Here is a 22,561-nt window from a genome sequence, read left to right as displayed (position 1 = left end):
CGCGACGATGCGCAACGAGGGACTGGGGTCATGGCCCGCACGCCGGGCCCGCAAGACCCCCCACCGCACCGCCCTGATCCACGGCGACCGGCCGGTCGACTACCGCACCCTGCACACCCGCACCGCACGGCTCGCCCACGCCCTGCGCGCCCGGGGCGTACGGCGCGGCGACCGGATCGCCTACCTCGGCCCGAACCACCCCTCCTTCCTGGAGACCCTGTTCGCGGCGGGCACGCTCGGCGCCGTCTTCGTCCCGCTCAACACCCGCCTGGCCGGGCCGGAGATCGCCTACCAGCTCGCCGACTCGGGAGCCAGGGCGCTGGTGTACGGGCCGTCGCACGCCGGGCTCGTGGCCGGGCTGCCGGGCGACACCGACGTACGGGCCTACGTCGAGGCCGGCGCGGAGTACGAGCAGGCCGTCGCCGAGGCGTCCGAGGAACCGATCGACGAACCGGTCGGCGCCGACGACACCTGCATCATCATGTACACCTCGGGGACCACCGGCCGCCCCAAGGGCGCCATGCTCACCCACGGCAACCTCACCTGGAACGCGATCAACGTCCTCGTGGACACCGACCTGATCGCCGACGAACGCGCCTTGGTCTCCGCCCCGCTGTTCCACACCGCCGGCCTGAACATGCTGACCCTGCCGGTGCTGCTCAAGGGCGGCGCGTGCGTGCTGGTCGAGGCCTTCGACCCGGACGCCACCTTCGACCTGATCGAACGGCACCGGATCACCTTCATGTTCGGCGTGCCGACCATGTTCGACCAGGTGGCCCGGCACCCGCGCTGGGCGGACGCGGACCTGTCGTCGCTGCGCATCCTCACCTGCGGCGGCTCACCCGTCCCCACCCCGCTCATCGCCGCCTACCAGGAACGCGGCCTGACCTTCCTCCAGGGCTACGGCATGACCGAGGCCGCGCCCGGCACCCTGTTCCTGGACGCCGAGCACGCGGTCGGCAAGGCGGGCTCGGCCGGCGTTCCGCACTTCTTCAGCGACGTACGCGTCGCACGGCCCGACCTCACGCCGGTCGACGTCGGAGAGGTGGGCGAGGTCGTGGTGCGCGGACCGCACGTCATGCCCGGCTACTGGGGGCTGCCCGAGGAGACGGCCGCCTCCTTCGCGGACGGCTGGTTCCGCAGCGGCGACGCGGCCCAGGTCGACGAGGAGGGCTACGTGTACATCGTCGACCGCATCAAGGACATGATCATCTCCGGTGGCGAGAACGTCTACCCCGCCGAGATCGAGGACCGGCTGCTCGCCCACCCGGACATCGTCGAGTGCGCGGTCATCGGCGTGCCGGACGACAAGTGGGGCGAGGTGCCGCGCGCGGTGGTCGTTCCCCGCGAGGGCGCCGAGCTCGACCCCGACGAGGTCCTGGCGTCCCTGGCCGGACACCTCGCCAAGTACAAGATCCCCAAGTCGGTGGTGGTCGCGGACGAACTGCCGCGCACCGCCTCCGGAAAGCTCCTCAAGTCCCGTGTGCGCCAGCGCTACGGCACCTCCCAGCCCTAAGGAAGCCCTGCATGAGCATCACCGTCAACGGCCTCGACGAACTCCGCAAGCTCGCCGGCGGGGACCTCGGCACCAGCGAGTGGATCGAGGTGACCCAGCAGCGGATCGACACCTTCGCCGACGCCACCGGCGACCACCAGTGGATCCACGTGGACCCCGAGCGCGCCAAGGACGGCCCTTTCGGCGCCCCCATCGCGCACGGCTACCTCACCCTCTCCCTGTTCATCCCGCTGTTCACCGAGCTGCTGGACGTCCAGGGCGTCACCACCAAGGTCAACTACGGCCTGAACAAGGTGCGCTTCCCCGCCCCGGTGAAGGCCGGCTCGCGCATCCGGCTCGCCGCGAAGCTCGCGGAGGTCGAGGACGTGCCGGGCGGCGTGCAGATCACCGTGGACGGCACGGTCGAGATCGAGGGCGCCACCAAGCCGGCGGCGGTGCTCCAGAGCCTGTCGCGGTTCTACGTCTGAGGGCGGGCCGGTACGAGGTCGAGGAGGCGTTCCGAGGCGTCCCGGGCGAGCGGCGACAGCCGGTCGTACACCGTCCGGAACGTCTTCTCGGCCTGCTCGGCCGGCCAGTCGTCCGGCAGGTGCTCGACCGGCAGACGGGGGTCGCGCCGGATGATCCGCAACCACTCGGCCTGGAGCCGCAGCCGCAGGGCGAGGGCGTCGTCGGCGTCCGGCAGCCGGCTCTCCCACGGCTGCCAGCGCCCTACGAACGCCTCGTAGCCCGCCGCCAGGTCGGACAGCTGCCAGGTTTCCTCGATCATCCGGCCGATGTCCATGCCGGTGTCGGCGTGCGCGCGGAACACCTTCACATGGGCGGACAGGCCCAGCTCGGCCACGAGCGCCGACACGTCGACCTCGCCGGGCGCGATCCACAGGCCGCTGAACAGCGGGCCGAAGCCGCTCCAGGTGAGCTGGGAGCGCAGGTCGTGGCGCTGGCGCTGCCAGGACTCCGGCAGCGAGAAACCGAGCAGGGTCCAACTGCCGTCCCAGGTGCGGTTGACAGCGCCGGTCCGCCAGACGCGCCGCTCGCCGTCCCGCAGCACCGCCTCCGAACGCTCGGTCAGCCCGAAGTACATCCGGCGGCCCTCGCGCTGGCGGCGCAGCAGACCGCGGTTCACCATGCGGGTCAGCGTCGAGCGGGTCGCCTGCTCGCCGACGCCGGCACGGGCGAACACGTCGATGACGCTGCCCGAGTACACGCACACGTCGTGGCCGAGCACCTGGTCGCCCAGGAACGTCAGCATGAGGGACTGGGGCCGCAGCGCCTCTTCACCGGTCACGCGGCCCACCGTAAACCCTCGTCGATCAGTCTGTGACCTGCCGGTACGTGTACACGGCCGTCGTCACCGCGCACACGCCCGGCGGGATCACCTGTGCGCGCAGGGTGCCCGTGTTCATGTCGTGGTCGACGCCCTCCGTCTCGAAGGTGCCCGTGCACACGCCGCGCTGCGGCAGCGCGAACAGGCTGCTGACCGCGCCGGTGACGGGCTGCCCGTCCAGTTTCCTCGGCAGGTCGACCTGGAGCAGCGGACGGATCTCGGAGAAGAGCGTGCCCGTGGCGTCGTTCGAGGCGCACACCAGGCGGGTGTCGCTGACGAAGTCGCAGCCCTGGATGTCCCGCACCGGTCTGTCCAGGGTGATCTGCCCGGCCTCCTTCAACTCGCCGCCGGCGGCCGGGGTGGAGGGGTTGAGCAGGGGAGCGGGGAAGACCTGGAGTCTGCGCTGCTCACCCCACTCGCCCGACACGAGCCACTGCCCGTCGGGCGAGACGCTGGCGAAGGAGTTGTTCACCTTCTCGCCCGGGCTCAGCGGGTGCACGTACTCGTAGCGCTTCCCGGCCGGGGTGGTCACCGCGAACATCTTCGACGTGGCCGTGTCGGCGCCCTGGTAGGCGTCGAAGACGTGGTCGCGCGCGACGTCCGGGTCGCCGATGTGGTTCCAGCCCTTGACACGCAGGTCCAGCGGGATCGACGCCAGTCCGCGGTACAGCAGCGAGCCGTCCGCGCGGCTGGCGAGGCCCTGACCGCCGCCGAGGGTGCCGGTGTACGCCGTGCCGGTCTCGGCCCAGCGCGGCTCACCGGCGGCCGAGGCCGTGCCCGAGCCCAGCGCGAACGTACCCAATAAGGCGGCAGATACGAGGAGATGACGCTTCATCAGGAGTCGGGAACCTTCCACGTCGACGAAGATGGGGTTCGAATAGAACCACGTATCGGCCCACGGGTCACCGTCTCCGGACGGGTGGGGGACCGGGACTCGTCGCCGTCGGTCAGCGGAATGCGCAGGGTGCGGGTGCCCGTGCGTCCGGAGACGTCCTCGGTCCGTACGACCCTCGGCCGGCGCGGGGCCGCCGTCGTCCCGAGGACGATGGCCGACCCGAACAGGCCCGCTCGGCGCAGAAGTCGGCGGCGGGAGACGCCTGCGACGTCCAGGGCGACGGGGGAGACGGACGGTCGGCCCCCTCGGGCGGCTGCTTGGTCCTGCGCGTCCTCGAAGGTCAGTGGTTCATGAACGACGTGACAGCCAGCGCCCGCGCGACGATCCGGACGTCGCCGAGCCGGCCGTACAGGATCTGGTCGATCTTCCGGCGTGCTCGTAGCCGCCGAGCAGCCACGGCAGCCCCACGGAGGTGATCCCCACGGCGGGCGCCCCCGGGTTGCGGACGACCGGGCAGCCCTCGACGTACAGCGTGGTGTGCTCGCCGTCGTTGACGACCGCGAGGTGCCACCAGGTCTCCAACGGGGTCTCGTGGCCCCAGTTGGTGGCGATGCCCTGCTGGTTCAGGGGGCGCGTCGCCCACTGCGGCTCGCGGTCGTTCGACAGGGACAGCGTGGCCAGCGGCTCGTCCGGGTCGTCGGCGGTCTTCCCGGCGGCACCGCCCGTGCCCGTGCGGCCGAGCAGGCCCGACCAGGCGTGGTGGGCGGGGTCCCAGTCGGCGGGCAGGCGGTAGAACGCCTCGATGGTGTAACCGTCCCGGAAGGTGGCCGAGTTGAGCGGGGCGCCGTCGACCGTGCGCAGGTACGCGCCCCTCAGCGGGGACTTGTACCCCTGGAACTCCAGGCTGCCGTGGCCTGGCTGGTCCGGGTGGTGGTCGGGCGACCAGGACAGCGTGCCGCCGCCCACCGTGACGGACGTGCCTGGCCTCCGCGACCACCTTGTCGCTGAGCGCGCCGCCCCAATACCACATGGTGAGGCTCTTGCCGTTCTTGGTGCCGCCCGATCCTGAGCCGCCGCCGCATGCGACGGTCAGGCCGGAGGCGGCGGCGGTGAGCGCGGCGGCCTGGAGGAAGCCTCTACGAGAAAGGTCCGCGGGTCACTCCTGGTGTTCTGTTCGACATGCCGAGGGGGTGGGGAGTCAGTGCCGCCGCTGGGAGGCGCGTGGGCCGAGGGGCGTGTGAGGGGCGGGCGGCGTGACGGGAGCGTGGCGTACGGGCGGGCCGGCGTCGGCCGGGACGCGGTCGGCCAGGAAGCCGTACGCCCGCCGGAGTCCGGGATCGGCCAGGGAGCGCCACCAGCGGTCGACGCCGTACCAGCCGGGCGCGGCCAGTGCCCCGCCGTGGTGCCGGACGGACAGCCCGGCGGCCAGGACGGCGAACCGGAGCCGTTCCTCCAGCGGCCAGCCGCCGAGCGAGGCGGCGACGAAGCTCGCGCCGAAGACGTCCCCGGCGCCCGTCGCGTCCAGGACATCGATATCGAGCGCGGGGACGTCCGCGTACTCGCCGGTGATCTGGTCGACGGCCACCGCGCCGTCGCCGCCGCGCGTGACCACGGCGACCGGCACCAGCTCGCTGAGGATGCCGAGCGCGGCGAGAGCGCTGTCGGTGTGCGTGTAGGCCATCGCCTCGGTCTCGTTGGGGAGGAAGGCGTGGCACAGGGCGAGCTGGTCCAGGAGATTCATGGACCACTCCTGGGCGGGGTCCCAGCCGACGTCGGCGTAGATGTGGGTGCCGTTCGCGGCGGCCTTGGCGAGCCAGGCGCGGGGCTGTGCCTCCAGGTGGACGAGGGCGGCGCGCGCCTCGGGCGGGTCGCCCATCAGCGCGTCCTGCGAGTACGGGGGCTCCTGGCCGTGGGTGACCATGGCCCGGTCGTGACCGTGGGCGAGGGCGACGGTGACCGGGGTGGGCCAGCCGTCCGCCGTCCGGGACAGCGAGAGGTCGACACCTTCCTGCCGGTCGAGGACGTCACGGCAGTACGCGCCCTAGAAGTCGCCGCCGAAGACCGTGGCCAGGGAGGTCCGCAGACCGAAGCGGGCGGCGGCCACCGCCAGGTTGGCGGTGCCGCCCGGGCCGCAACCCATGCCCGCCGTCCAGACCTCCTCGCCCGGTGTCGGCGGCTTCCCGAGCCCCGTGAGGACCCGGTCGTAGAAGAGCAGCCCGGTCAACAGCACATCGGGCCGGTCGTCGTCCACGGCAGCGTCCTCTCATCCGGACTCGTCAAAACTCGTCATTTCAGTGAGCGGAATCGTGCGCTGCCCGCCAACATTGGTCAATATCCGAGCAGAAATGAGCATGGCGATGATTGGAGATGACGAGTAATGTGCACGCCGTGCTGGCAGAACGACGACACCAACTCATCCTGCGGGCCTTGCGCTCCGGCGGCCCCGCGTCCGTGACCGATCTCTCCGGGCAACTGGGTGTGAGTCCGGCCACCGTCCGGCGTGACCTGGTCAAGCTCGAGGAGGACGGCCTGCTCACGCGGGTGCACGGCGGCGCCGTGGTGGAGGAGGGCGACCAGCCCTTCGCCGAGGTCGCCGAGGTGCGGGTGGCGGAGAAGGACGCGATAGCCGTGCGCGCCGCCGGGATGATCGGGGACGGTCAGTCGGTGCTGCTGGACATCGGCACCACCGCCTACCGGCTGGCCCGGCAGCTGCACGGCCGCCGGCTCACCGTGATCACCAGCAACCTGGTGGTGTACGAGGAGCTCGCCGACGACGAGGAGATCGAGCTGGTGCTGCTCGGCGGCATGGTCCGCCGCGAGTACCGCTCCCTGGTCGGCTTCCTCACCGAGGACAACCTGCGCCAGCTGCACGCCGACTGGCTCTTCCTCGGCACCAGCGGGGTGCGGCCCGGCGGGCAGGTCATGGACACCACGGTCGTCGAGGTGCCGGTCAAGCGCGCCATGATCCGGGCCGGCGACAGGGTCGTCCTCCTCGCCGACGCGGCGAAGTTCCCGGGCACGGGGATGGCGAAGGTCTGCGGTCCCGAGGACCTGGACGTGGTGGTGACGAACGAGCCGGTCGACACGGCGACACGTGCCTCCTTCGAGGAGGCAGGCGTCGAGGTCGTCGTGGCGGGAAAGGTGCAGACGTGAAGCTGACGATTCTGGGCGGCGGCGGGTTCCGGGTGCCGCTCGTGTACGGCGCGCTCCTCGGGGACCGCGCCGAGGGCCGAGTGACGCGGGTCGTGCTGCACGACCTGGACCCGCACCGGCTGTCCGCGGTCACCCGTGTCCTCGCCGAGCAGGCGGCCGGCGTGCCCGGCGCGCCCGAGGTGACCGCCACCACCGACCTCGACGAGGCGCTGCGCGGCGCCGACTTCGTGTTCTCCGCGATCCGCGTCGGCGGCCTTCGGGGCCGCGCCGACGACGAGCGGGTGGCCCTCGCGGAGGGCGTCCTGGGCCAGGAGACGGTCGGCGCCGGAGGCATCGCCTACGGTCTGCGGACGGTCCCGGTCGCCGTGGACATCGCCCGGCGGGTGGCCCGGCTGGCGCCCGACGCCTGGGTCATCAACTTCACCAACCCGGCCGGACTGGTCACCGAGGCCATGTCCCGCCGGCTCGGCGACCGCGTCATCGGCATCTGCGACTCGCCGGTCGGCCTCGGCCGCCGGATCGCCCGGGTGCTGGGCGCCGACCCGCGCGAGGCGTTCATCGACTACGTCGGCCTCAACCACCTCGGCTGGGTGCGCGGCCTGCGCGTCGACGGCCGCGACGAACTCCCGCGCCTGCTCGCCGACCCCGACCTGCTCGGCTCCTTCGAGGAGGGCAAGCTGTTCGGCGTCGACTGGCTGCGGTCCCTGGGCGCGATCCCCAACGAGTACCTGCACTACTACTACTTCAACCGGGAAGCCGTACGGGCCTACCAGCAGGCCGAGAGGACCCGCGGCGCCTTCCTGCACGAGCAGCAGGCCCGGTTCTACGAGCAGGTGAAGGACCCCGGCGCCCGCGCCCTTCAGCTGTGGGACCGGACCCGCGCCGAGCGCGAGGCCACCTACATGGCCGAGAACCGCGAGACGGCCGGCGCCGGCGAGCGCGACGAGGACGACCTGTCCGGCGGCTACGAGAAGGTCGCCCTGGCACTGATGCGGGCCATCGCCCGCGACGAGCGCACGACCCTGATCCTCAACGTCCGCAACCGCACGACCCTTTCGGTGCTGGACGCGGAGGCCGTCATCGAGGTGCCCTGCCTGGTCGACGCCAACGGAGCCCACCCGGTCGCGGTCGATCCGCTGCCCGGCCACGCCACCGGCCTGGTCTGCGCGGTCAAGGCCGTCGAGCGGGAGGTGCTCGCCGCCGCCGAGTCCGGCTCCCGCGCGACGGCGGTGAAGGCGTTCGCGCTGCACCCGCTCGTCGACTCCGTGAACGTGGCCCGCAGACTGGTCGACGGCTACACCTCGGTCCACCCTGGCCTGGCGTACCTCAAGTAAGCGCTCACCCCCCTTCCTGGCTCTCTGGAGACTTGCGATGCACGACGAACGCCGCCGGATCGAGGAGCGCGTGGAGCGCCTCCACACCCAGCGCGTCAAGCCGGCGATCTACTCGGCCACCGTCCCGCTCACCGTCGAGGCCTGGCAGGCGCCGGGAGAGCCGGTCCCCTTCGAGGAGGCCGCCGCCGCCTCGTACCGGCCCTTCGCGATGGGCACCCCGTGGGGCCCGCCCTGGGGCACGACCTGGTTCCGGATGCGCGGGCAGGTGCCCGCCGAGTGGGCCGGCCGGCGCGTCGAGGCGGTCATCGACCTCGGCTTCACGGGCGACTGGCCCGGCAACCAGGCGGAGGCCCTGGTCCACCTCACCGACGGCACCCCGCTGAAGGCGGTCAACCCGCTCAACCAGTACGTGCCCATCGGCAACCCGGCCGCCGGCGGCGAACCGGTGGACTACCTGGTCGAGGCGGCCTCCAACCCGGACATCCTCGCGAACGACTTCGCGGCGCCGACCCCGCTGGGCGACGTCCTGACCGCGGGCGACAAGCCCCTGTACGTCTTCCGGCGGGCCGACCTCGCGATCCTCGACGAGCAGGTCTGGCACCTCGACCTGGACCTGCAGGTGCTGCGCGGGCTCATGGTCCACCTCGGCGAGCACGAACCGCGCCGCCACGAGATCATGCACGCCCTGGACCGGGCCATGGACGCCCTCGACCTCGACGACGTCTCCGGCAGCGCCCCGGCCGCCCGCGAGGTGCTCGCGCCGGTCCTCGCCAGGCCCGCCCACGCCAGCGCCCACACCGTCTCCGGCGTCGGGCACGCGCACATCGACTCCGCCTGGCTGTGGCCGATCCGCGAGACCAAGCGCAAGACGTCCCGCACCTTCTCCAACGTCACGTCCCTGGCCGACGAGTACGACGACTTCATCTTCGCCTGTTCCCAGGCCCAGCAGTACGAGTGGGTGCGCGACAACTACCCGCACGTGTGGGAGCGGATCAAGAAGTCCGTCGAGAAGGGCCAGTGGGCCCCCGTCGGCGGCATGTGGGTCGAGGCCGACGGCAACCTGCCCGGCGGCGAGGCGATCGCCCGCCAGCTGGTCCACGGCAAGCGGTTCTTCATGGAGCACTTCGGCATCGAGACCAAGGGCGTCTGGCTGCCGGACTCCTTCGGCTACACCGCCGCCTACCCGCAGCTGGCCAAGCTCGCCGGCAACGAGTGGTTCCTCACCCAGAAGATCTCCTGGAACCAGACCAACAAGTTCCCCCACCACACCTTCTGGTGGGAGGGCATCGACGGCACCCGCGTCTTCACGCACTTCCCGCCGGTCGACACCTACAACGCCCGGTTCAGCGGCGAGGAGATGGACCGCGCCGTGCGCAACTACGCGGAGAAGGGCGCCGGTACACGCTCGCTGGCGCCCTTCGGCTGGGGCGACGGCGGTGGCGGCCCCACCCGCGAGATCATGGAGCGGGCGCGCCGCCTCGCCGACCTGGAGGGCTCGCCCAAGGTCGTCATCGAGCACCCCGACGCGTTCTTCGCCAAGGCCCGCGAGGAGTACCCGGACGCCCCCGTCTGGAACGGCGAGCTGTACCTGGAGCTGCACCGCGCCACCTACACCTCCCAGGCCCGCACCAAGCAGGGCAACCGCCGCTCCGAACACCGGCTGCGCGAGGCCGAGCTGTGGGCCACGACGGCGGCGCTGCACGCGCCGGGCTACCGCTACCCGTACGAGAGGCTCGACCGCCTGTGGAAGACGGTCCTGCTGCACCAGTTCCACGACATCCTGCCGGGCTCCTCGATCGCCTGGGTGCACCGGGAGGCGGAGGCCGAGTACGCACGGGTGGCGAAGGAACTGGAGGAGCTGACGGCCGAGGCGATCACCGCGCTGGGCGCCGGCACCACCCGCGTCTTCAACACCAGCCCCTGCGCCCGTGCCGAAGTGGTCCGCACCCCCGAGGGCGCACCCGCGTACGTGGAGGTGCCGGCGAACGGCAGCGCGCCCCTGGCCGCCGCCCCCAAGGCCCCCGCCCCCGTGACGGTCACCGGCCGCGTCCTCGACAACGGGCTGGTCCGGGTCGAGGTCGCCGAGGACGGCACCCTGTCCTCCGTCCGCGACCTGAGGGCCGACCGCGAAGTCCTCGCCGACCGGGGCAACCGGCTCCGGCTCCACACGGACCTGCCCAACTACTGGGACGCCTGGGACATCGACAAGCACTACCGCAACCGCTACACGGACCTGCTGGACGCCGAGTCCGTCACGGTCGTCGAGCAGGACCCGCTGATCGGCGCCGTCCGGGTCGAGCGGGCCTTCGGCAAGGGGTCCCGCATCACCCAGACGATCACCCTGCGCGCAGGCAGCCCCCGTATCGACATCGAGACCGACATCGACTGGCACGAGGCCGAGAAGATCCTCAAGGCGGGCTTCCCCGTGGACATCCGGGCCCCGCACTCCTCCGCCGAGATCCAGTTCGGCCACATCCAGCGCCCCACCCACACCAACACCAGCTGGGAGGCGGCCCGCTTCGAGGTCTCCGGCCACCGCTGGGTGCACCTCGGCGAACCCGGCTACGGCGTCGCCGTCCTCAACGACTCGACGTACGGCCACGACGTGACCCGCACGGTCCGTGAGGACGGCGGAACGACGACCACGGTCAGTCTCAGCCTGGTGCGCGCCCCGCGCATCCCGGACCCGGAGGCCGATCAGGGCCGGCACCGGTTCACGTACGCGCTCCTGCCGGGCGCGAGCATCGCGGAGGCCGTCGCCGAGGGCTACGCCCTCAACCTCCCGCTGCGCGTGGCGGACTCGGCCGGCGAGCCCGAGCCGGTGGTCTCCGTGACCGGCGAGGGCGTCACCTTCGAGGCCGTGAAGCTCGCCGACGACACCTCCGGCGATGTCGTCGTACGGCTCTACGAGTCCCGCGGCGGACGCGCCCAGGGCACCCTACGCGCCGGTTTCCCGCTGGCGGGCGCTCAGGTGACCGACCTGCTGGAGCGACCGCTGCACGACGCGGAGCTCACCGGCGACGGCGGGGTCGCCGTCTTCCTGCGGCCGTTCCAGATCCTGACGCTGCGTCTGAGGCGGGCCTGAGACGTGCCGGTCCCACCCTGGTTCACCGACGCCAAGCTGGGGATCTTCGTCCACTGGGGCGTCTACGCCGTCGACGGCGTCCAGGAGTCCTGGTCGTTCTACGACGGCATCGTCCCCTACGACCCGTACCTGTCCCAGCTGGACCGCTTCACGGCCTCCCGCTACGACGCGCGCGCCTGGGCGAGGCTCTTCGCGCGGGCGGAGCGAGGTACGCCGTGCTGACCAGCCGCCACCACGACGGCGTCGCCCTGTGGGACACGGTGTACGGCGCCCTGAACGTGGGCCGGGACCTGATCGGCGGCTACGCCGAGGCCCTGCGCGAGCAGGGCCTCAAGGTCGGCCTGTCCTACTCGCACTCCGAGCGGCGCGGCGGGCGACCCGCACGCCACGGTGCTCGCGGTCGAACTCGACGGCGAGCTGGAGCTGTACCGCGGCGCGGGCCGCTCGGCGGTACAGCTGCTCGTCGGGCGCGACGAGCAGGGACGGGTGGCCGCGGCGCCGACAACCGTACGACGCACGGCGAACACGGTGAACGCACAGGTCACGGCGGGTACCTCCACCGCCGTGCCCCCTTCTCGCCGCCTTCGGGACACCTGACGTTCTTCCGCGCCCCCTGAGATCCCAGGGCAAGGCGAGAGAAAGGTGCCACCGTGCGAGACCCCCGTATGTCCGCGATCAGCAAGGGACTGAAGCGGCGCGGCAAACTGATGGTCCAGGCGGTGAGCCCGCCGCGCCGCACCCTGAACGCGATGCCCGCCCCGCGCACACCGCGGGACCGCTACGTCGCCCCGCCCGCCCCGCGCCTGGTGGAGTCCCCGGTCTTCGTGCTGTCGTCCGTGCGCTCCGGCTCGACCCTGCTGCGCGTCCTGCTCAACAGCCACAGCCGCATCCGCGCCCCGCACGAGATGCACCTGCGGACCGTGCACGTGCACCTGTCCCGCGACTTCACCGCGGACGCCATGAAGGAGCTCCACCTGGACAAGGAGGAGCTGGAACACGTGCTCTGGGACCGCGTGCTGCACCTGGAGCTGACCCGCAGCGGCAAGGACGTCATCGTCGACAAGACCCCGCCCAACACGCTCGTCTGGCCCCGCCTGCACCGCTGCTGGCCGAAGGCCCGCTACCTCCTCCTGCTGCGCCACCCGGCCGCCGTCATCACGTCCCTGACCCGCCGGCGCTCGGACCCCGACCACGACGCCATCCGCGCCGAGGTCCTCGACTACAGCGAGAAGCTGGAAGAGGCCCGCACCCGTCTCCCTCACGTGCATGTGCTCACGTACGAGGAGCTGACCACCGAACCGGAGAAGGCGACCCGGGGCGTCTGCGAGCACCTCGGGCTGTCCTGGGAGCCCGGCATGCTCGACTACGGCGGCAAGGACCACGGCACCTTCCGGCCCCAGTTGGGCGACTGGTCCAGCACCATCAAATCCGGCCGCATCCAGACCGCCCGCACCGCCGACCCGGACGTCGACCTGCCGCCGCGCCTGGCCGAACTGGCGAGGACGTGGGGCTATCCCGTCGACTGAACGGTACGTCTGAAAGGTCCTTCTGAACGGTCTTTGAGCGATACGTCTCAACGGTTCGAATGAACGGTTCGTCTTTCGTGCCGGGCGCCGCCGCGGGCGCTCCGTGCGCAGCGCCCGCGCCGGCGGTCTACAGCGGCAGTGCCTGAGCCGCCGGAGCCCCGACGGAGTCGACCGGCGCCTGCGAGGGCACCGCCGGCAGCAACCGCTCCGCCGTCTCCTCCCGCTGCTGCGGCAGCGACACCGGCCGCAGCGGACGCGGCCCGGACACCACCGTGTAGTCCTGCCCCAGGAACGGCGGGGCGATCTCGCCCGGGTCCTCCCCGAGCGCCAACTGCACAGCTGCCCAGGGCGCGTTGAGCCCGCAGAGGGACAGCTGGTGCAGCCCGCCGGCCGGACGGGTGTTGACGTCCATGAGCACCGGCTGCTCGCCGTACATCCGGAACTGGATGTTGGACAGGTAGTGCAGACCGAAACCCTCCGCGATCAGCCGGGCCGGCTCCAGCCACTGCTCGTGAAGCGTGAAGCCCCGGCGCCGCCCGTTCTTGGTGCGTCCCACGGCCAGGCGGATCCGGTTGTCGGGGCCGGTGAGACAGTCCACCGACACCTCCGGCTGCTCCAGACGCGGCATCACCAGCCAGTCGACCGGCTCCTCGGCGCGCCGCACCGCGTCCAGCACCAGATCGAGCGGCACGTACGGGCTCGGGAACCCGCCGAGGTGCGCGAGCGAGAAGGGGGCGCGCGTGATCACACGGAAGCCCACCCCGCCCGCACCGGAGGCCGGCTTGAAGCACGCCTTGTGTCCGCCCGCCTCCAACTCCTCGACGGCGTCGAGGAGTTCGTCGGCAGACCGCACCCGCCACCACGGCGGCACCGGCACGCCGATCGCCTGGACCGCCTCGTAGGCGATCACCTTGTCCTGGAAGACGGCCACCGCCTCGGGCGGCGGCGCCAGCAGCGCCGTACCGGCCGCCTCGAACTCGGCGCGGTGCGCGACGACCGCCGCCTGGTGCAGCCGGGGAACGAACACGTCGATGCCGCGCCGCGCGCACTGGTCGAGGGCGTACTCGACGTACGCCGCCGGGGAGAGGCCCTCGGGCTCCAGTTCGGCGGTGTCGGCGGCGGCCAGCACGGGAGAGTCGGGGTCGCCGTGCGTGGCATGGATCTCGACGGCCCGGTCGCTGGGATTTCTCCGCAGCTGATCCATGAAGAACACGTTCTCCGCGTACGTGCGGTTGAGCCAGACGCGTACGCGAGAGACCATGCAGGCCGCCTTTCACGGTTCGCGGGCAGGGCTGAGCGGCCCGTGCCCGGGCAGGACGAATGGAAGGGACACCAAACCGCCCCTGTGTGAAGGGAGTCATCGCGGTGGTGTTGGGGCAGATCATACGGCTTCGGCGGACCGTGTCGTGCAACGCGCGGGTCACGGATTCCTGATCATGGCGCGGCCCGGTCGTGGCCTCGCCGACCTGCTGGGCAGTCCGGCCCCCGCCCCAGCGGAGCGCGCCGTCCGCCACGTGCCGGAACGGGCTCCTTGTCCCGGCGGCACGGATGTGATCTCGTGGTGCCGTTCGTGCGTGCGGAGGGGGCGAGAGTGACGTCGAGGGCCGGTGGGGGCGGACAACTGCTGGCGATCAGCGACCTGCACATCGGCTACCCGGAGAACCGCGCCCTGGTCGAGGGGATGCGGCCCGCGACGGAGGACGACTGGCTGCTCGTCGCCGGTGACGTCGCGGAGACCGTGGCCGACGTCCGCTGGGCGCTCAAGACGCTCGCCGGCCGCTTCCACCGGGTCGTGTGGGCGCCCGGCAACCACGAGTTGTGGACCCATCCGAGGGACTCCGTCACCTTGCGCGGCGTCGCCCGCTACGAGCACCTGGTCGAGATGTGCCGGGAACTGGGCGTGGTGACGCCCGAGGACCCCTACCCCGTCTGGGACGGCCCCGGCGGTCCGGTGGCCGTCGCACCGCTGTTCCTGCTGTACGACTACTCGTTCCTGCCGGCGGGCTGCGCGACCAAGGAGGAGGGACTGGAGTACGCCCGCGGCACCGGGATCGTGTGCAGCGACGAGTACCTGCTGCATCCCGACCCGTACCCCACCCGGGAGGCCTGGTGCCGGGCGCGGGTCGCCGAGACCGAACGCAGACTCGCCGACCTGCCCGACGACCTGCCCACGGTCCCCGTCAACCACTACCCGCTGGACCGGCACCCGACGGACGTGCTGTGGCACCCGGAGTTCGCCATGTGGTGCGGCACCCGGCTCACCGCCGACTGGCACCGCCGATTCCGCGTCCACACGATGGTCTACGGTCACCTCCACATCCCGCGCACCACCTGGCACGAGGGCGTCCGCTTCGAGGAGGTGTCGGTGGGCTACCCCCGCGAGTGGCGCAAGCGGTCCGAGCCGCCGGGGCGGCTGCGCCGCATCCTGCCGAGGGAGGGCGCGGACCGTTGATCGAGGAGCTGCTGCCGGAGACGGTCGTCGCCGTGGAGTCGTTCGGCCAGGACGCCGGGGACGCGCCGCTGTACCCCGAGGAGGCGGCCCGCGTGGCGCAGGCGGTCGACAAGCGGCGCCGTGAGTTCGCCGCCGTACGGTCCTGTGCGCGGCGGGCCATGGAGAAGCTCGGTGTGCCGCCGCAGCCGGTGCTGCCCGGTGAGCGCGGCGCCCCGCGCTGGCCGGCTGGGCTGACCGGCAGCATGACCCACTGCGACGGCTACTGCGCCGCCGCGCTGGTGCGGGCCACCGACCTGGCCTCCGTCGGCATCGACGCGGAGCCCGACGGGCCGCTGCCCGAGGGCGTGCTGGCCTCGGTGTCCCTGCCGACGGAGGCGCGGCGGCTGCGGCGGCTGGCCGCGGACCGGCCCGACGTGCACTGGGAACGGCTGCTGTTCAGCGCCAAGGAGTCCGTCTACAAGGCGTGGTTCCCGCTCACCGGCACGTGGCTGGACTTCATGGAGGCCGACGTCGAGATCTCCGTGGACCCCGGCGAGCGGGTCCGTGGCGGCTTCCGCGCGAACCTCCTCGTGCCGGGCCCGTGGGTGGGCGACCGCCGTCTCGGCCACTTCGAGGGCCGCTGGACGGCGGCCCGCGGCCTGGTCGCGACGGCGGTCACGGTCCCGCACGGCTGACCAGGGATCCCCGCGCGGCGCACCCCCGCCCGGCGCGCCGGCGCGCCGGCGTCACGCTTCCGGGCACCAGCTGCGCAACAGCCGGAAGAACTCCTCCTCGTTGCCGGTCAGGCCCGCCCGCGCCAGGGCCCGTTCCGCCTCGGCGAGCACGGCGGGCGGGACGACCGGCGGCCGGGCGGGCCCATGCGGGCCGGGGGCGGTGTCGAGGGAGGCCCGCACCGTGTGCAGCAGGCGCAGATAGGCCTGGACGGCGGTGCGTTCACGGTCGGTCAGTACGGCGGTGGGCATCGGTCGGTTCCCCCCTGTCGGCGGCATCGGTCAGCGCGCCCCGGCACAGCCCGCCCGGCGAGCGGGACCCGGTCCACGCACGCCCCCGCACTCGGCGGCGCACCACCAGCTTGCCGCCCGGCACTGACAATCCGGCCTTTCCGCGCTCCGGTTCGCCCGCTCAGCGGACGGGAGTGTCCCCTCGAGTCCCTGAACGGCGGGCCGTGCAGCCCCACAGCCGTTCGTCCCCGCGAACCGTGCAGCCCTACGGCCGTTCGTCCCCGCGGGCCGTTCAGCCCTGCGGCCCCAGATACCCCAGGGACGCCTCGATCCGGCCCGCCAGACGGTCCCGCTGCACCGGGCCCCGCAGCGACGAGCCGGCCAGCCACGCACGGCACTTGCTGGCGAGCAGCAGGCCGAAGCGCTCGGCCTCCTGCTCGTCGTCGAGGTCGAAGCGGGTCCGCGCGGCGACCTTCAGAACGGTCGCCCGCAGGTCGGCGGTGTCGTCGAGCAGCCGGGCCGCGACCGTGGCGCCCTCCACGTGGTGGCCGCAGTGCCCGGCGTTCATGTGCCACAGCTCGTGGCCGAGGATCACCAACTGGTGGTCCGGCGCCGTGCGCTCCTCGATCACCACGAGGTCCTGGTCGGCCATGTCGAGCCACAGGCCGCTGGCGGTGCCGGGCGGGAAGGCGGCCGTGCGGAAGTGGACGGGGCGGCCGCGGCGTCTGCTCATCGCGTCGCACAGCGCGCCGTACAGGTCGGCGGGCCGTGCCGGGGCGTCGAGCGTGAGTTCCGCGACCAACTCGCCGCACAGGCGGCGCATTTCCCTACCGATGCCCACTTCTCTCCCCAGCTTCACGACTCGGGCCGCTTGACGCTCTCCAGGAGCATGTCCAGCCACTCCGCGACCTTGTCGCGGTGCTGGTCGGTGGGCAGCTGCGCGGCCCGCCAGGCGATCCCGCGCACGCCGTGGTCCTGCAGCAGCCGCTCCAGCGGGTCGTCGGCGGCAGCGGCGGCCTCCCGCTCGCGGTCGGCGAGCCGTTGCAGCAGCTCCTGCTCGGTGTGCTGCAGAGCGATCGCGAGGGCCTCGGGGTCCTCGGCGGTGAGGAAACCGGCGTGCACCCGGAAGAAGCGCTGGATGGCGTCGCAGTGCTCCATGGTGGGGCGCCGGTCGCCGTTGATGAGGGCGCCGGCCTGCTGCCGCGACATGCCCGCGCCGTCGGCGATCTCCTGCTGGGTGTACCTGCGCCCGTTCGGCTTGAGCCGGGTGCGGCGCAGCAGGTCCAGGCGCTGCACGAACCGGGCCTGCACATCGGGCTCGCCCGCGGGCCGGCCGCTCAGCAGGGCCCTGACCACGGGTTCCGCGACGCCGGAGGCGACGGACAGGCGGCCGACGTCGAAGACCTCGCCGTGCGGCACGCCGAGCCGGTCGACGAGTGCGGTGACACGGGCGACGACGGCCGGCAGTGCGGCCGTCGGCGTGCTGCCCGGTCCCTCGAAGCCACCCGTCACCGACAGATCTCCTACGTCTCTCACAGGCTTCTCACAAGCAGGCTCTTCACAAGCGGGTGCTGTGAACTTTCCGGAGACTAGCGGGTGGTTCGAACTCACATCCAGGTCTCGCCACAACTGTGGCCAATTTCAGCCGTCAACAGGCATGAAATGCCACGATAGTTGACACGCCTCGCGTGCTGGCAGCAGGATCGGGGCGGCCGCGTCAAGGCCGCACAGCAAGAGGGGTGACCTCCCGATGGCATATCAGGCAGGAGGGTGGCGGCCGGCGCCGCGGCCCGTCCCCGAGACGTCCGAGGCCCAGGCCTATCTCCGGGACTGCGCCACCCTCATGGAGGCCGTCCCCTTCCCCTCCTTCCTCGTCGACCACCGCTGGGACGTGGTGCTCGCCAACAGCGCCTTCCGGTCACTCTTCGTTCGTGTCGGACCGCATCCGACGGCCATGCCGGACGAGAACTTCCTGAGGTTCGTGTTGTTCCACCCCGACGCGGCCACGGTCCTCGGCGAGCACGAGCCCAGTTGGTGCCTGCCGATGCTGGCGCACTTCGCGGCCGCCCTGGAGCGGTACGGCCACGACCCGGCGCTGCAGTCCGTCCGCCGCGACATCGCGCAGGACCCCCTCATGGAGGCCGCCTACCGGCAGGGCCTGCCGCACTGGATCCACGCGGTCGGCGAGGAGGCCGTCGAGCACGACGGCGCCGTACGGCCGTTGCTGCATCCCGATCCGCGCTGGGGCGCCACGGACTGCCGCATCGTCGTGGAGACGCCCAGGACGCTCGAGGGGATGGGGTACACGCGGTTGACCCTGGTGCTGCGTGAGACGCGCCGCGCGCCGGCCAGGGCGCGGCGCGCCGCCGCGCATCTGAGGGTGGTCCCCGCGAGCGACTGACCGCGCGACCGCGCGGCTGCCCGCACGGTGCTCGACGTCTGCTCACGCACTCTTCTCCTCTGATGCGCCATGTGACATAGTACTGGAGTGAGTCAGCGACTGACCTGCGATGTCGTGGTCGTCGGCGCCGGCATGGTGGGCGCCGCGTGCGCCCTGTACGCGGCCCGTGCGGGACTCGACGTCACCGTGGTGGACCGCGGCCCCGTCGCCGGCGGTACGACCGGGGCTGGGGAGGGCAACCTCCTCGTCTCCGACAAGGCACCGGGACCCGAGCTCGACCTGGCCCTGCTGTCCGGCCGGCTGTGGGCCGAACTGGCCGAGGAGGGGCTGGGCAAGGCGGTCGAGTACGAGGCCAAGGGCGGTCTGGTCGTCGCCGCGAGCCCCGGGACGCTGACCGGGCTGGCGGAGCTCGCCGCCGGGCAACGGGCGGCCGGAGTCGTGGCCGTCGACGTACCGGCCGATCGACTCGCCGACCTCGAACCGCACTTGACGACCGGCCTGGCCGGCGGCGTGCACTATCCGCAGGACGCCCAGGTGATGCCCGCCCTCGCCGCGGCCCACCTGCTGCGGGCGTCGGGGGCCCGGCTGCTGACCGGCCGGGAGGTGACCGAGGTGCTGCGCGGGCCGGACGGCGCGGTGCGCGGGGTGCGCACGGATGGAGGCGACGTCCACGCCCCGGCGGTGGTCAACGCGGCCGGCACCTGGGGCGGCGAGCTCGCCGCCCGCGCCGGAGTGTCGCTGCCCGTTCTGCCCCGACGCGGCTTCGTCCTGGTCACCGAGCCGCTGCCGCCCCGTGTCCGGCACAAGGTGTACGCCGCCGACTACGTCGCCGACGTCGCCAGCGACTCGGCGGCGCTGCAGACCTCCCCGGTGGTGGAGGGCACCGCCGCCGGGCCCGTCCTGATCGGCGCCAGCCGCGAACGGGTCGGCTTCGACCGGTCCCTGTCGTTCGCGGCGCTGCGGGCGCTGGCGGCGGGAGCGACGCGGCTGTTCCCGTTCCTGGCCGAGGTGCGGGCACTGCGGACGTACGCGGGCTTCCGGCCGTACCTGCCCGACCACCTCCCGGCGATCGGCCCCGATCCCCGGGCGCCCGGTCTCTTCCACGCCTGCGGCCACGAGGGTGCGGGCATCGGCCTGTCCACCGGCACCGGGCAGCTGATCGCGCAGACGCTGACGGGGCGAAGGACCGACCTGGACCTCACGCCCTTCCGGCCCGACCGCTTCCCCGAGGAGGCCGAGTGAATCCGCTGGAGCGGGCGGGAGCGCGACCCGGTCCCGCCTTCACGGTCACCTTCGACGGCCGGCCCGTCGAGGTGCTGCCCGGCCAGACCGTCGCCGCCGTGCTGTGGGCGGCGGGCGTGACCTCCTGGCGCTCCACCCGGGGCACGGGCCGCCCGCGTGGGGTGCTGTGCGGCATCGGCGTCTGCTTCGACTGCCTGGTGACCGTCAACGACCGGCCCAACCAGCGGGCCTGTCTGGTGCCGGTACGCCCGGGCGACGTGATCCGCACGCAGGAGGGGACCGGCCATGCGCACTGACCTGGCGGTGATCGGCGCGGGCCCGGCCGGGCTGGCCGCGGCGCTGGCGGCGTCCGTACGGGGCGTACGGGTCGCGCTCGTCGACGGGGCGGCCGAGCCGGGTGGGCAGTTCTGGCGGCAGCCCGCCACCGGGCTCGGGGCGCGCCGGCCCGAGGCGCTGCACCATCAGTGGCGCACCTGGAGGCGGCTGCGGGAGCAACTCGCCGCGAGCGACGTGCGCGTGCTGACGGAGTATCACGTCTGGGCAGTGCAGCGGGACCCGGAGGGTTTCACCGTGCACGCGCTGCTCGGCCCGGAGCAGGAGGACCCGGCCGAGGTGCGGGCCGAAGCCGTGCTCCTCGCGACCGGCGGCCACGAGACCGTGCTGCCCTTCCCCGGCTGGACCCTCCCCGGCGTCGTCACCGCCGGAGGGGCGCAGGCCATGCTCAAGGGCGGGCTCGTGGTCCCGGGACGCAGGGCCGTGGTCTCCGGGACCGGGCCGCTGCTGCTGCCCGTGGCGACCGGGCTCGCCGCGGCCGGTGTCGAGGTCGCCGCGCTCGTCGAGTCGGCCGGTCCCGGGCGGCTGCTGCGGCACGGCCGGGCGCTGGCCGCGAAGCTGCCGGAGGGCGCCGGGTACGCCGCCCGGCTGATGCGGCACCGCGTACCGCTCCTCGCCCACCACACGGTCGTCCGCGCCCACGGCGACGACCGGCTGACCGGTGTCACCGTCGCCGCACTCGACCCCGGCGGACGTGTCCGGCCCGGCACCGAGCGGCTGCTGCTCTGCGACACCCTCGCCGTCAGCCACGGCATGCTCCCGCACACCGACCTCGCCGAGGGTCTCGGCTGCCGCCTCGACGGGACCGCCGTCGCCGTCGACGACGAACAGCGCACCGACGTTCCCGGCGTGTGGGCGGCCGGCGAGGCCACCGGCATCGGCGGCGCCGCCCTCTCCCTCGCCGAGGGGCACCTCGCCGGACGGTCCGTCGCGGCCCGACTGCGCGGCACCGCACCCGCCCCGGCGCCCGCGGCGGTCAAGGCCCGGGCCCGGCTCCGCGTCTTCGCCAAGGCCCTCGAAACCGTGTACGCGCCGCCCCCGCACTGGACCGACCGGGTCGGCGACGACACCGTCGTGTGCCGCTGCGAGGAGGTCACCGCGGGCGCCGTCCGCGAGGCCCTCGACCTCGGCGCGGGCGACGTCCGCACGGTGAAGCTGCTGACCCGGGCCGGGATGGGCTGGTGCCAGGGCAGGATGTGCGCACCGGCCGTCGCCGGGCTCACCGGATGCGAACTTCCCCAGGCAAGGCGGACGTTCGCCAGGCCGGTACCACTGGGCGTGCTCGCCGGGCTGGATGTCGGGAGCTCGCAGGACTCCGCGGCCGGGCAGGGCTCCGAGGCCCAGCCGTACTCCGGGACCGGCCGTCGCCTTGAGCCCGGTGAGGGAGGGGAGACCGACCACCACGCCGACCCCGGCCGGCCCTCCGGGCCCGCTCGGCGCTGCGCACCCGCACCGCACCCGGAGACCACCCACACCCCCGCCGCCCCGCCGCCCGAACCCCGCGACCACCCCGAGGAGGACCCCTCATGACCGACCACCGCCCCTGGCGCGGCGTGCTCGTCGCCACCGCGCTGCCGTTGAACGACGACCTCTCCGTGAACCATGACAAGTACGCCGAGCACTGCGCCTGGCTCGTGGACAACGGCTGCGACGGCGTCGTGCCCAACGGGTCCCTCGGCGAGTACCAGGTGCTCACCGTCGAGGAACGCGCCCGGGTCGTCGAGACGGCCGTCGCCGCGGTCGGCGGGGAGCGCGTCATGCCGGGCGTCGCCGCGTACGGGTCCGGTGAGGCCCGGCGCTGGGCCGAGCAGGCCCGGGAGGCCGGCTGCGCGGCGGTGATGCTGCTGCCGCCCAACGCCTACCGCGCCGACGAGCGCTCCGTCCTGGCCCACTACGCCGAGGTCGCCAAGGCCGGCCTGCCGGTCGTCGCGTACAACAACCCGATCGACACCAAGGTCGACCTGGTGCCGGAACTGCTCGCCAGGCTGCACGGCGAGGGTCACATCCACGGCGTGAAGGAGTTCTCCGGAGACGTCCGCCGCGCCTACCGGATCGCCGAACTCGCCCCCGAACTGGATGTGTTGGTCGGTGCCGACGACGTACTGCTGGAGCTCGCCGTCGCCGGCGCCAAGGGCTGGGTCGCGGGCTACCCGAACGCGCTGCCCCGGGCGAGCGTGGAGCTGTACCGCGCGGCCGTCGCCGGCGACCTCGCCACCGCCCTGCCCCTGTACCGGCAGCTGCATCCGCTGCTGCGCTGGGACTCCCGGGTGGAGTTCGTGCAGGCCATCAAGGTGTCGATGGACGTCGTCGGCCGGTACGGCGGCCCCTGCCGCCCGCCGCGCGTGCCCCTGCTGCCCGAGCAGGAGGCCGCCGTGCGGGCGGCGACCGAGAAGGCCGTCGCGGCGGGGCTCGCCTGAGG

20 protein-coding genes and 4 pseudogenes are annotated in these 22,561 nt (G+C 73.0%); 15 read left to right on the top strand and 9 right to left on the bottom strand.

The window, feature by feature from the left end; all coding sequences use genetic code 11:
- Positions 1–7 precede the first annotated feature (7 nt).
- Complete coding sequence (locus tag ACFPZJ_RS18155; RefSeq protein ID WP_381022389.1) at positions 8–1,516, top strand: acyl-CoA synthetase; 1,509 nt, start codon at positions 8–10, stop codon at positions 1,514–1,516.
- A gap of 11 nt (positions 1,517–1,527) precedes the next feature.
- Positions 1,528–1,983, top strand: a complete 456-nt coding sequence (locus ACFPZJ_RS18150; protein ID WP_381022387.1) for a MaoC family dehydratase — start codon at positions 1,528–1,530, stop codon at positions 1,981–1,983.
- On the opposite strand, the gene ACFPZJ_RS18145 is transcribed toward ACFPZJ_RS18150, so the two are convergent.
- From ACFPZJ_RS18145 to ACFPZJ_RS18125, 5 genes and pseudogenes are all read right to left on the bottom strand, one after another.
- On the bottom strand, positions 1,974–2,801 hold the full coding sequence (locus ACFPZJ_RS18145; protein ID WP_381022385.1) for a PaaX family transcriptional regulator: 828 nt from the start codon (positions 2,799–2,801) through the stop codon (positions 1,974–1,976). The two genes, ACFPZJ_RS18150 and ACFPZJ_RS18145, sit on opposite strands and share 10 nt — an antisense overlap.
- Positions 2,802–2,826: 25 nt before the next feature.
- Positions 2,827–3,675 (bottom strand): hypothetical protein, encoded by an 849-nt coding sequence (locus tag ACFPZJ_RS18140; RefSeq protein WP_381023421.1) that lies wholly within the window; start codon positions 3,673–3,675, stop codon positions 2,827–2,829.
- A gap of 12 nt (positions 3,676–3,687) precedes the next feature.
- Positions 3,688–3,851: pseudogene (locus ACFPZJ_RS18135) on the bottom strand (histidinol-phosphatase); the annotation flags it as partial.
- Positions 3,852–4,015: 164 nt separating this feature from the next.
- Positions 4,016–4,653 (bottom strand): annotated as a pseudogene (locus tag ACFPZJ_RS18130) (LamG-like jellyroll fold domain-containing protein); the annotation flags it as partial.
- A gap of 220 nt (positions 4,654–4,873) precedes the next feature.
- Positions 4,874–5,926, bottom strand: a pseudogene (locus ACFPZJ_RS18125) (carbohydrate kinase family protein).
- Between the two features lie 137 nt (positions 5,927–6,063).
- On the opposite strand from ACFPZJ_RS18125, the gene ACFPZJ_RS18120 reads away from it, so the two are divergent.
- The 6 genes and pseudogenes from ACFPZJ_RS18120 to ACFPZJ_RS18095 all read left to right on the top strand — a co-directional run bounded on the left by ACFPZJ_RS18120 (position 6,064) and on the right by ACFPZJ_RS18095 (position 12,773).
- Positions 6,064–6,828, top strand: coding sequence for a DeoR/GlpR family DNA-binding transcription regulator (locus ACFPZJ_RS18120; protein WP_381022383.1), 765 nt, complete (start codon positions 6,064–6,066; stop codon positions 6,826–6,828).
- Positions 6,825–8,162 carry a 6-phospho-beta-glucosidase gene (locus ACFPZJ_RS18115; RefSeq protein ID WP_381022381.1) on the top strand — a complete coding sequence of 446 codons (1,338 nt, stop codon included), beginning with the start codon at positions 6,825–6,827 and terminating at the stop codon, positions 8,160–8,162. Before ACFPZJ_RS18120 ends, ACFPZJ_RS18115 begins: the two co-directional genes overlap by 4 nt.
- Positions 8,163–8,199: 37 nt before the next feature.
- Entirely contained in the window at positions 8,200–11,247 is a 3,048-nt protein-coding gene (locus tag ACFPZJ_RS18110; RefSeq protein WP_381022379.1) for an alpha-mannosidase, read from the top strand.
- A gap of 3 nt (positions 11,248–11,250) precedes the next feature.
- Positions 11,251–11,627: pseudogene (locus tag ACFPZJ_RS18105) on the top strand (alpha-L-fucosidase); the annotation flags it as partial.
- Positions 11,628–11,637: 10 nt separating this feature from the next.
- Positions 11,638–11,844: a hypothetical protein gene (locus ACFPZJ_RS18100; protein WP_381023487.1), complete on the top strand. Its 207-nt coding sequence runs from the start codon at positions 11,638–11,640 to the stop codon at positions 11,842–11,844.
- 53 nt (positions 11,845–11,897) lie between these two features.
- Positions 11,898–12,773 (top strand): sulfotransferase family protein, encoded by an 876-nt coding sequence (locus ACFPZJ_RS18095; protein WP_381022377.1) that lies wholly within the window; start codon positions 11,898–11,900, stop codon positions 12,771–12,773.
- Between the two features lie 127 nt (positions 12,774–12,900).
- Here the strand turns inward: ACFPZJ_RS18095 and ACFPZJ_RS18090 are convergent, their stop codons facing one another.
- Positions 12,901–14,034: an ATP-grasp domain-containing protein gene (locus ACFPZJ_RS18090; RefSeq protein ID WP_381022375.1), complete on the bottom strand. Its 1,134-nt coding sequence runs from the start codon at positions 14,032–14,034 to the stop codon at positions 12,901–12,903.
- 330 nt (positions 14,035–14,364) lie between these two features.
- Between ACFPZJ_RS18090 and ACFPZJ_RS18085 the strand changes: the two genes are divergently transcribed.
- Together ACFPZJ_RS18085 and ACFPZJ_RS18080 are read left to right on the top strand one after the other, a co-directional pair.
- A complete protein-coding gene (locus tag ACFPZJ_RS18085) occupies positions 14,365–15,225 on the top strand; it encodes a metallophosphoesterase family protein (protein ID WP_381022372.1) in 861 nt (286 codons plus the stop codon).
- A complete protein-coding gene (locus tag ACFPZJ_RS18080) occupies positions 15,222–15,899 on the top strand; it encodes a 4'-phosphopantetheinyl transferase family protein (RefSeq protein ID WP_381022369.1) in 678 nt (225 codons plus the stop codon). The genes ACFPZJ_RS18085 and ACFPZJ_RS18080 overlap by 4 nt, the downstream gene beginning before the upstream one ends.
- A 51-nt stretch (positions 15,900–15,950) precedes the next feature.
- Here the strand turns inward: ACFPZJ_RS18080 and ACFPZJ_RS18075 are convergent, their stop codons facing one another.
- The 3 genes from ACFPZJ_RS18075 to ACFPZJ_RS18065 all read right to left on the bottom strand — a co-directional run bounded on the left by ACFPZJ_RS18075 (position 15,951) and on the right by ACFPZJ_RS18065 (position 17,678).
- Positions 15,951–16,187 (bottom strand): hypothetical protein, encoded by a 237-nt coding sequence (locus ACFPZJ_RS18075; RefSeq protein ID WP_381022368.1) that lies wholly within the window; start codon positions 16,185–16,187, stop codon positions 15,951–15,953.
- Positions 16,188–16,458: 271 nt separating this feature from the next.
- On the bottom strand, positions 16,459–16,989 hold the full coding sequence (locus ACFPZJ_RS18070; RefSeq protein ID WP_381023418.1) for a toxin-antitoxin system, toxin component: 531 nt from the start codon (positions 16,987–16,989) through the stop codon (positions 16,459–16,461).
- A gap of 32 nt (positions 16,990–17,021) precedes the next feature.
- On the bottom strand, positions 17,022–17,678 hold the full coding sequence (locus ACFPZJ_RS18065; protein WP_381022366.1) for a helix-turn-helix domain-containing protein: 657 nt from the start codon (positions 17,676–17,678) through the stop codon (positions 17,022–17,024).
- Between the two features lie 238 nt (positions 17,679–17,916).
- Here ACFPZJ_RS18065 and ACFPZJ_RS18060 point away from each other — a divergent pair, with 238 nt between their 5' ends.
- From ACFPZJ_RS18060 to ACFPZJ_RS18040, 5 genes are all read left to right on the top strand, one after another.
- On the top strand, positions 17,917–18,567 hold the full coding sequence (locus ACFPZJ_RS18060; RefSeq protein ID WP_381022364.1) for an MmyB family transcriptional regulator: 651 nt from the start codon (positions 17,917–17,919) through the stop codon (positions 18,565–18,567).
- A gap of 87 nt (positions 18,568–18,654) precedes the next feature.
- Positions 18,655–19,809 carry an NAD(P)/FAD-dependent oxidoreductase gene (locus ACFPZJ_RS18055; RefSeq protein ID WP_381022362.1) on the top strand — a complete coding sequence of 385 codons (1,155 nt, stop codon included), beginning with the start codon at positions 18,655–18,657 and terminating at the stop codon, positions 19,807–19,809.
- Positions 19,806–20,105, top strand: a complete 300-nt coding sequence (locus ACFPZJ_RS18050) for a (2Fe-2S)-binding protein (protein WP_381022360.1) — start codon at positions 19,806–19,808, stop codon at positions 20,103–20,105. Before ACFPZJ_RS18055 ends, ACFPZJ_RS18050 begins: the two co-directional genes overlap by 4 nt.
- The gene (locus ACFPZJ_RS18045; RefSeq protein ID WP_381022357.1) at positions 20,095–21,672 is read left to right on the top strand and encodes an FAD-dependent oxidoreductase; all 1,578 of its coding nucleotides are present in this window, start codon (positions 20,095–20,097) and stop codon (positions 21,670–21,672) included. Before ACFPZJ_RS18050 ends, ACFPZJ_RS18045 begins: the two co-directional genes overlap by 11 nt.
- Positions 21,669–22,559 (top strand): dihydrodipicolinate synthase family protein, encoded by an 891-nt coding sequence (locus tag ACFPZJ_RS18040; protein ID WP_381022355.1) that lies wholly within the window; start codon positions 21,669–21,671, stop codon positions 22,557–22,559. The genes ACFPZJ_RS18045 and ACFPZJ_RS18040 overlap by 4 nt, the downstream gene beginning before the upstream one ends.
- The last annotated feature ends 2 nt before the right edge of the window (positions 22,560–22,561 follow it).

The organism is Streptomyces bullii, assembly GCF_042657145.1.
Lineage (GTDB): Bacteria > Actinomycetota > Actinomycetes > Streptomycetales > Streptomycetaceae > Streptomyces > Streptomyces bullii.
Note: the sequence above shows the minus strand (reverse complement) of the source record. Positions and strands in the feature narration are given on the sequence as shown.

Bases quoted from the DNA above. Each gene is read 5' to 3' on its own strand.
- ACFPZJ_RS18155 (WP_381022389.1), top strand. From the start codon at position 8: ATGCGCAACGAGGGACTGGGGTCATGGCCCGCACGCCGGGCCCGCAAG.
- ACFPZJ_RS18150 (WP_381022387.1), top strand. From the start codon at position 1,528: ATGAGCATCACCGTCAACGGCCTCGACGAACTCCGCAAGCTCGCCGGC.
- ACFPZJ_RS18140 (WP_381023421.1), bottom strand. From the start codon at position 3,675: ATGAAGCGTCATCTCCTCGTATCTGCCGCCTTATTGGGTACGTTCGCG.
- ACFPZJ_RS18110 (WP_381022379.1), top strand. From the start codon at position 8,200: ATGCACGACGAACGCCGCCGGATCGAGGAGCGCGTGGAGCGCCTCCAC.
- ACFPZJ_RS18090 (WP_381022375.1), bottom strand. From the start codon at position 14,034: ATGGTCTCTCGCGTACGCGTCTGGCTCAACCGCACGTACGCGGAGAAC.
- ACFPZJ_RS18075 (WP_381022368.1), bottom strand. From the start codon at position 16,187: ATGCCCACCGCCGTACTGACCGACCGTGAACGCACCGCCGTCCAGGCC.
- ACFPZJ_RS18070 (WP_381023418.1), bottom strand. From the start codon at position 16,989: ATGCGCCGCCTGTGCGGCGAGTTGGTCGCGGAACTCACGCTCGACGCC.
- ACFPZJ_RS18060 (WP_381022364.1), top strand. From the start codon at position 17,917: ATGGCATATCAGGCAGGAGGGTGGCGGCCGGCGCCGCGGCCCGTCCCC.
- ACFPZJ_RS18045 (WP_381022357.1), top strand. From the start codon at position 20,095: ATGCGCACTGACCTGGCGGTGATCGGCGCGGGCCCGGCCGGGCTGGCC.
- ACFPZJ_RS18040 (WP_381022355.1), top strand. From the start codon at position 21,669: ATGACCGACCACCGCCCCTGGCGCGGCGTGCTCGTCGCCACCGCGCTG.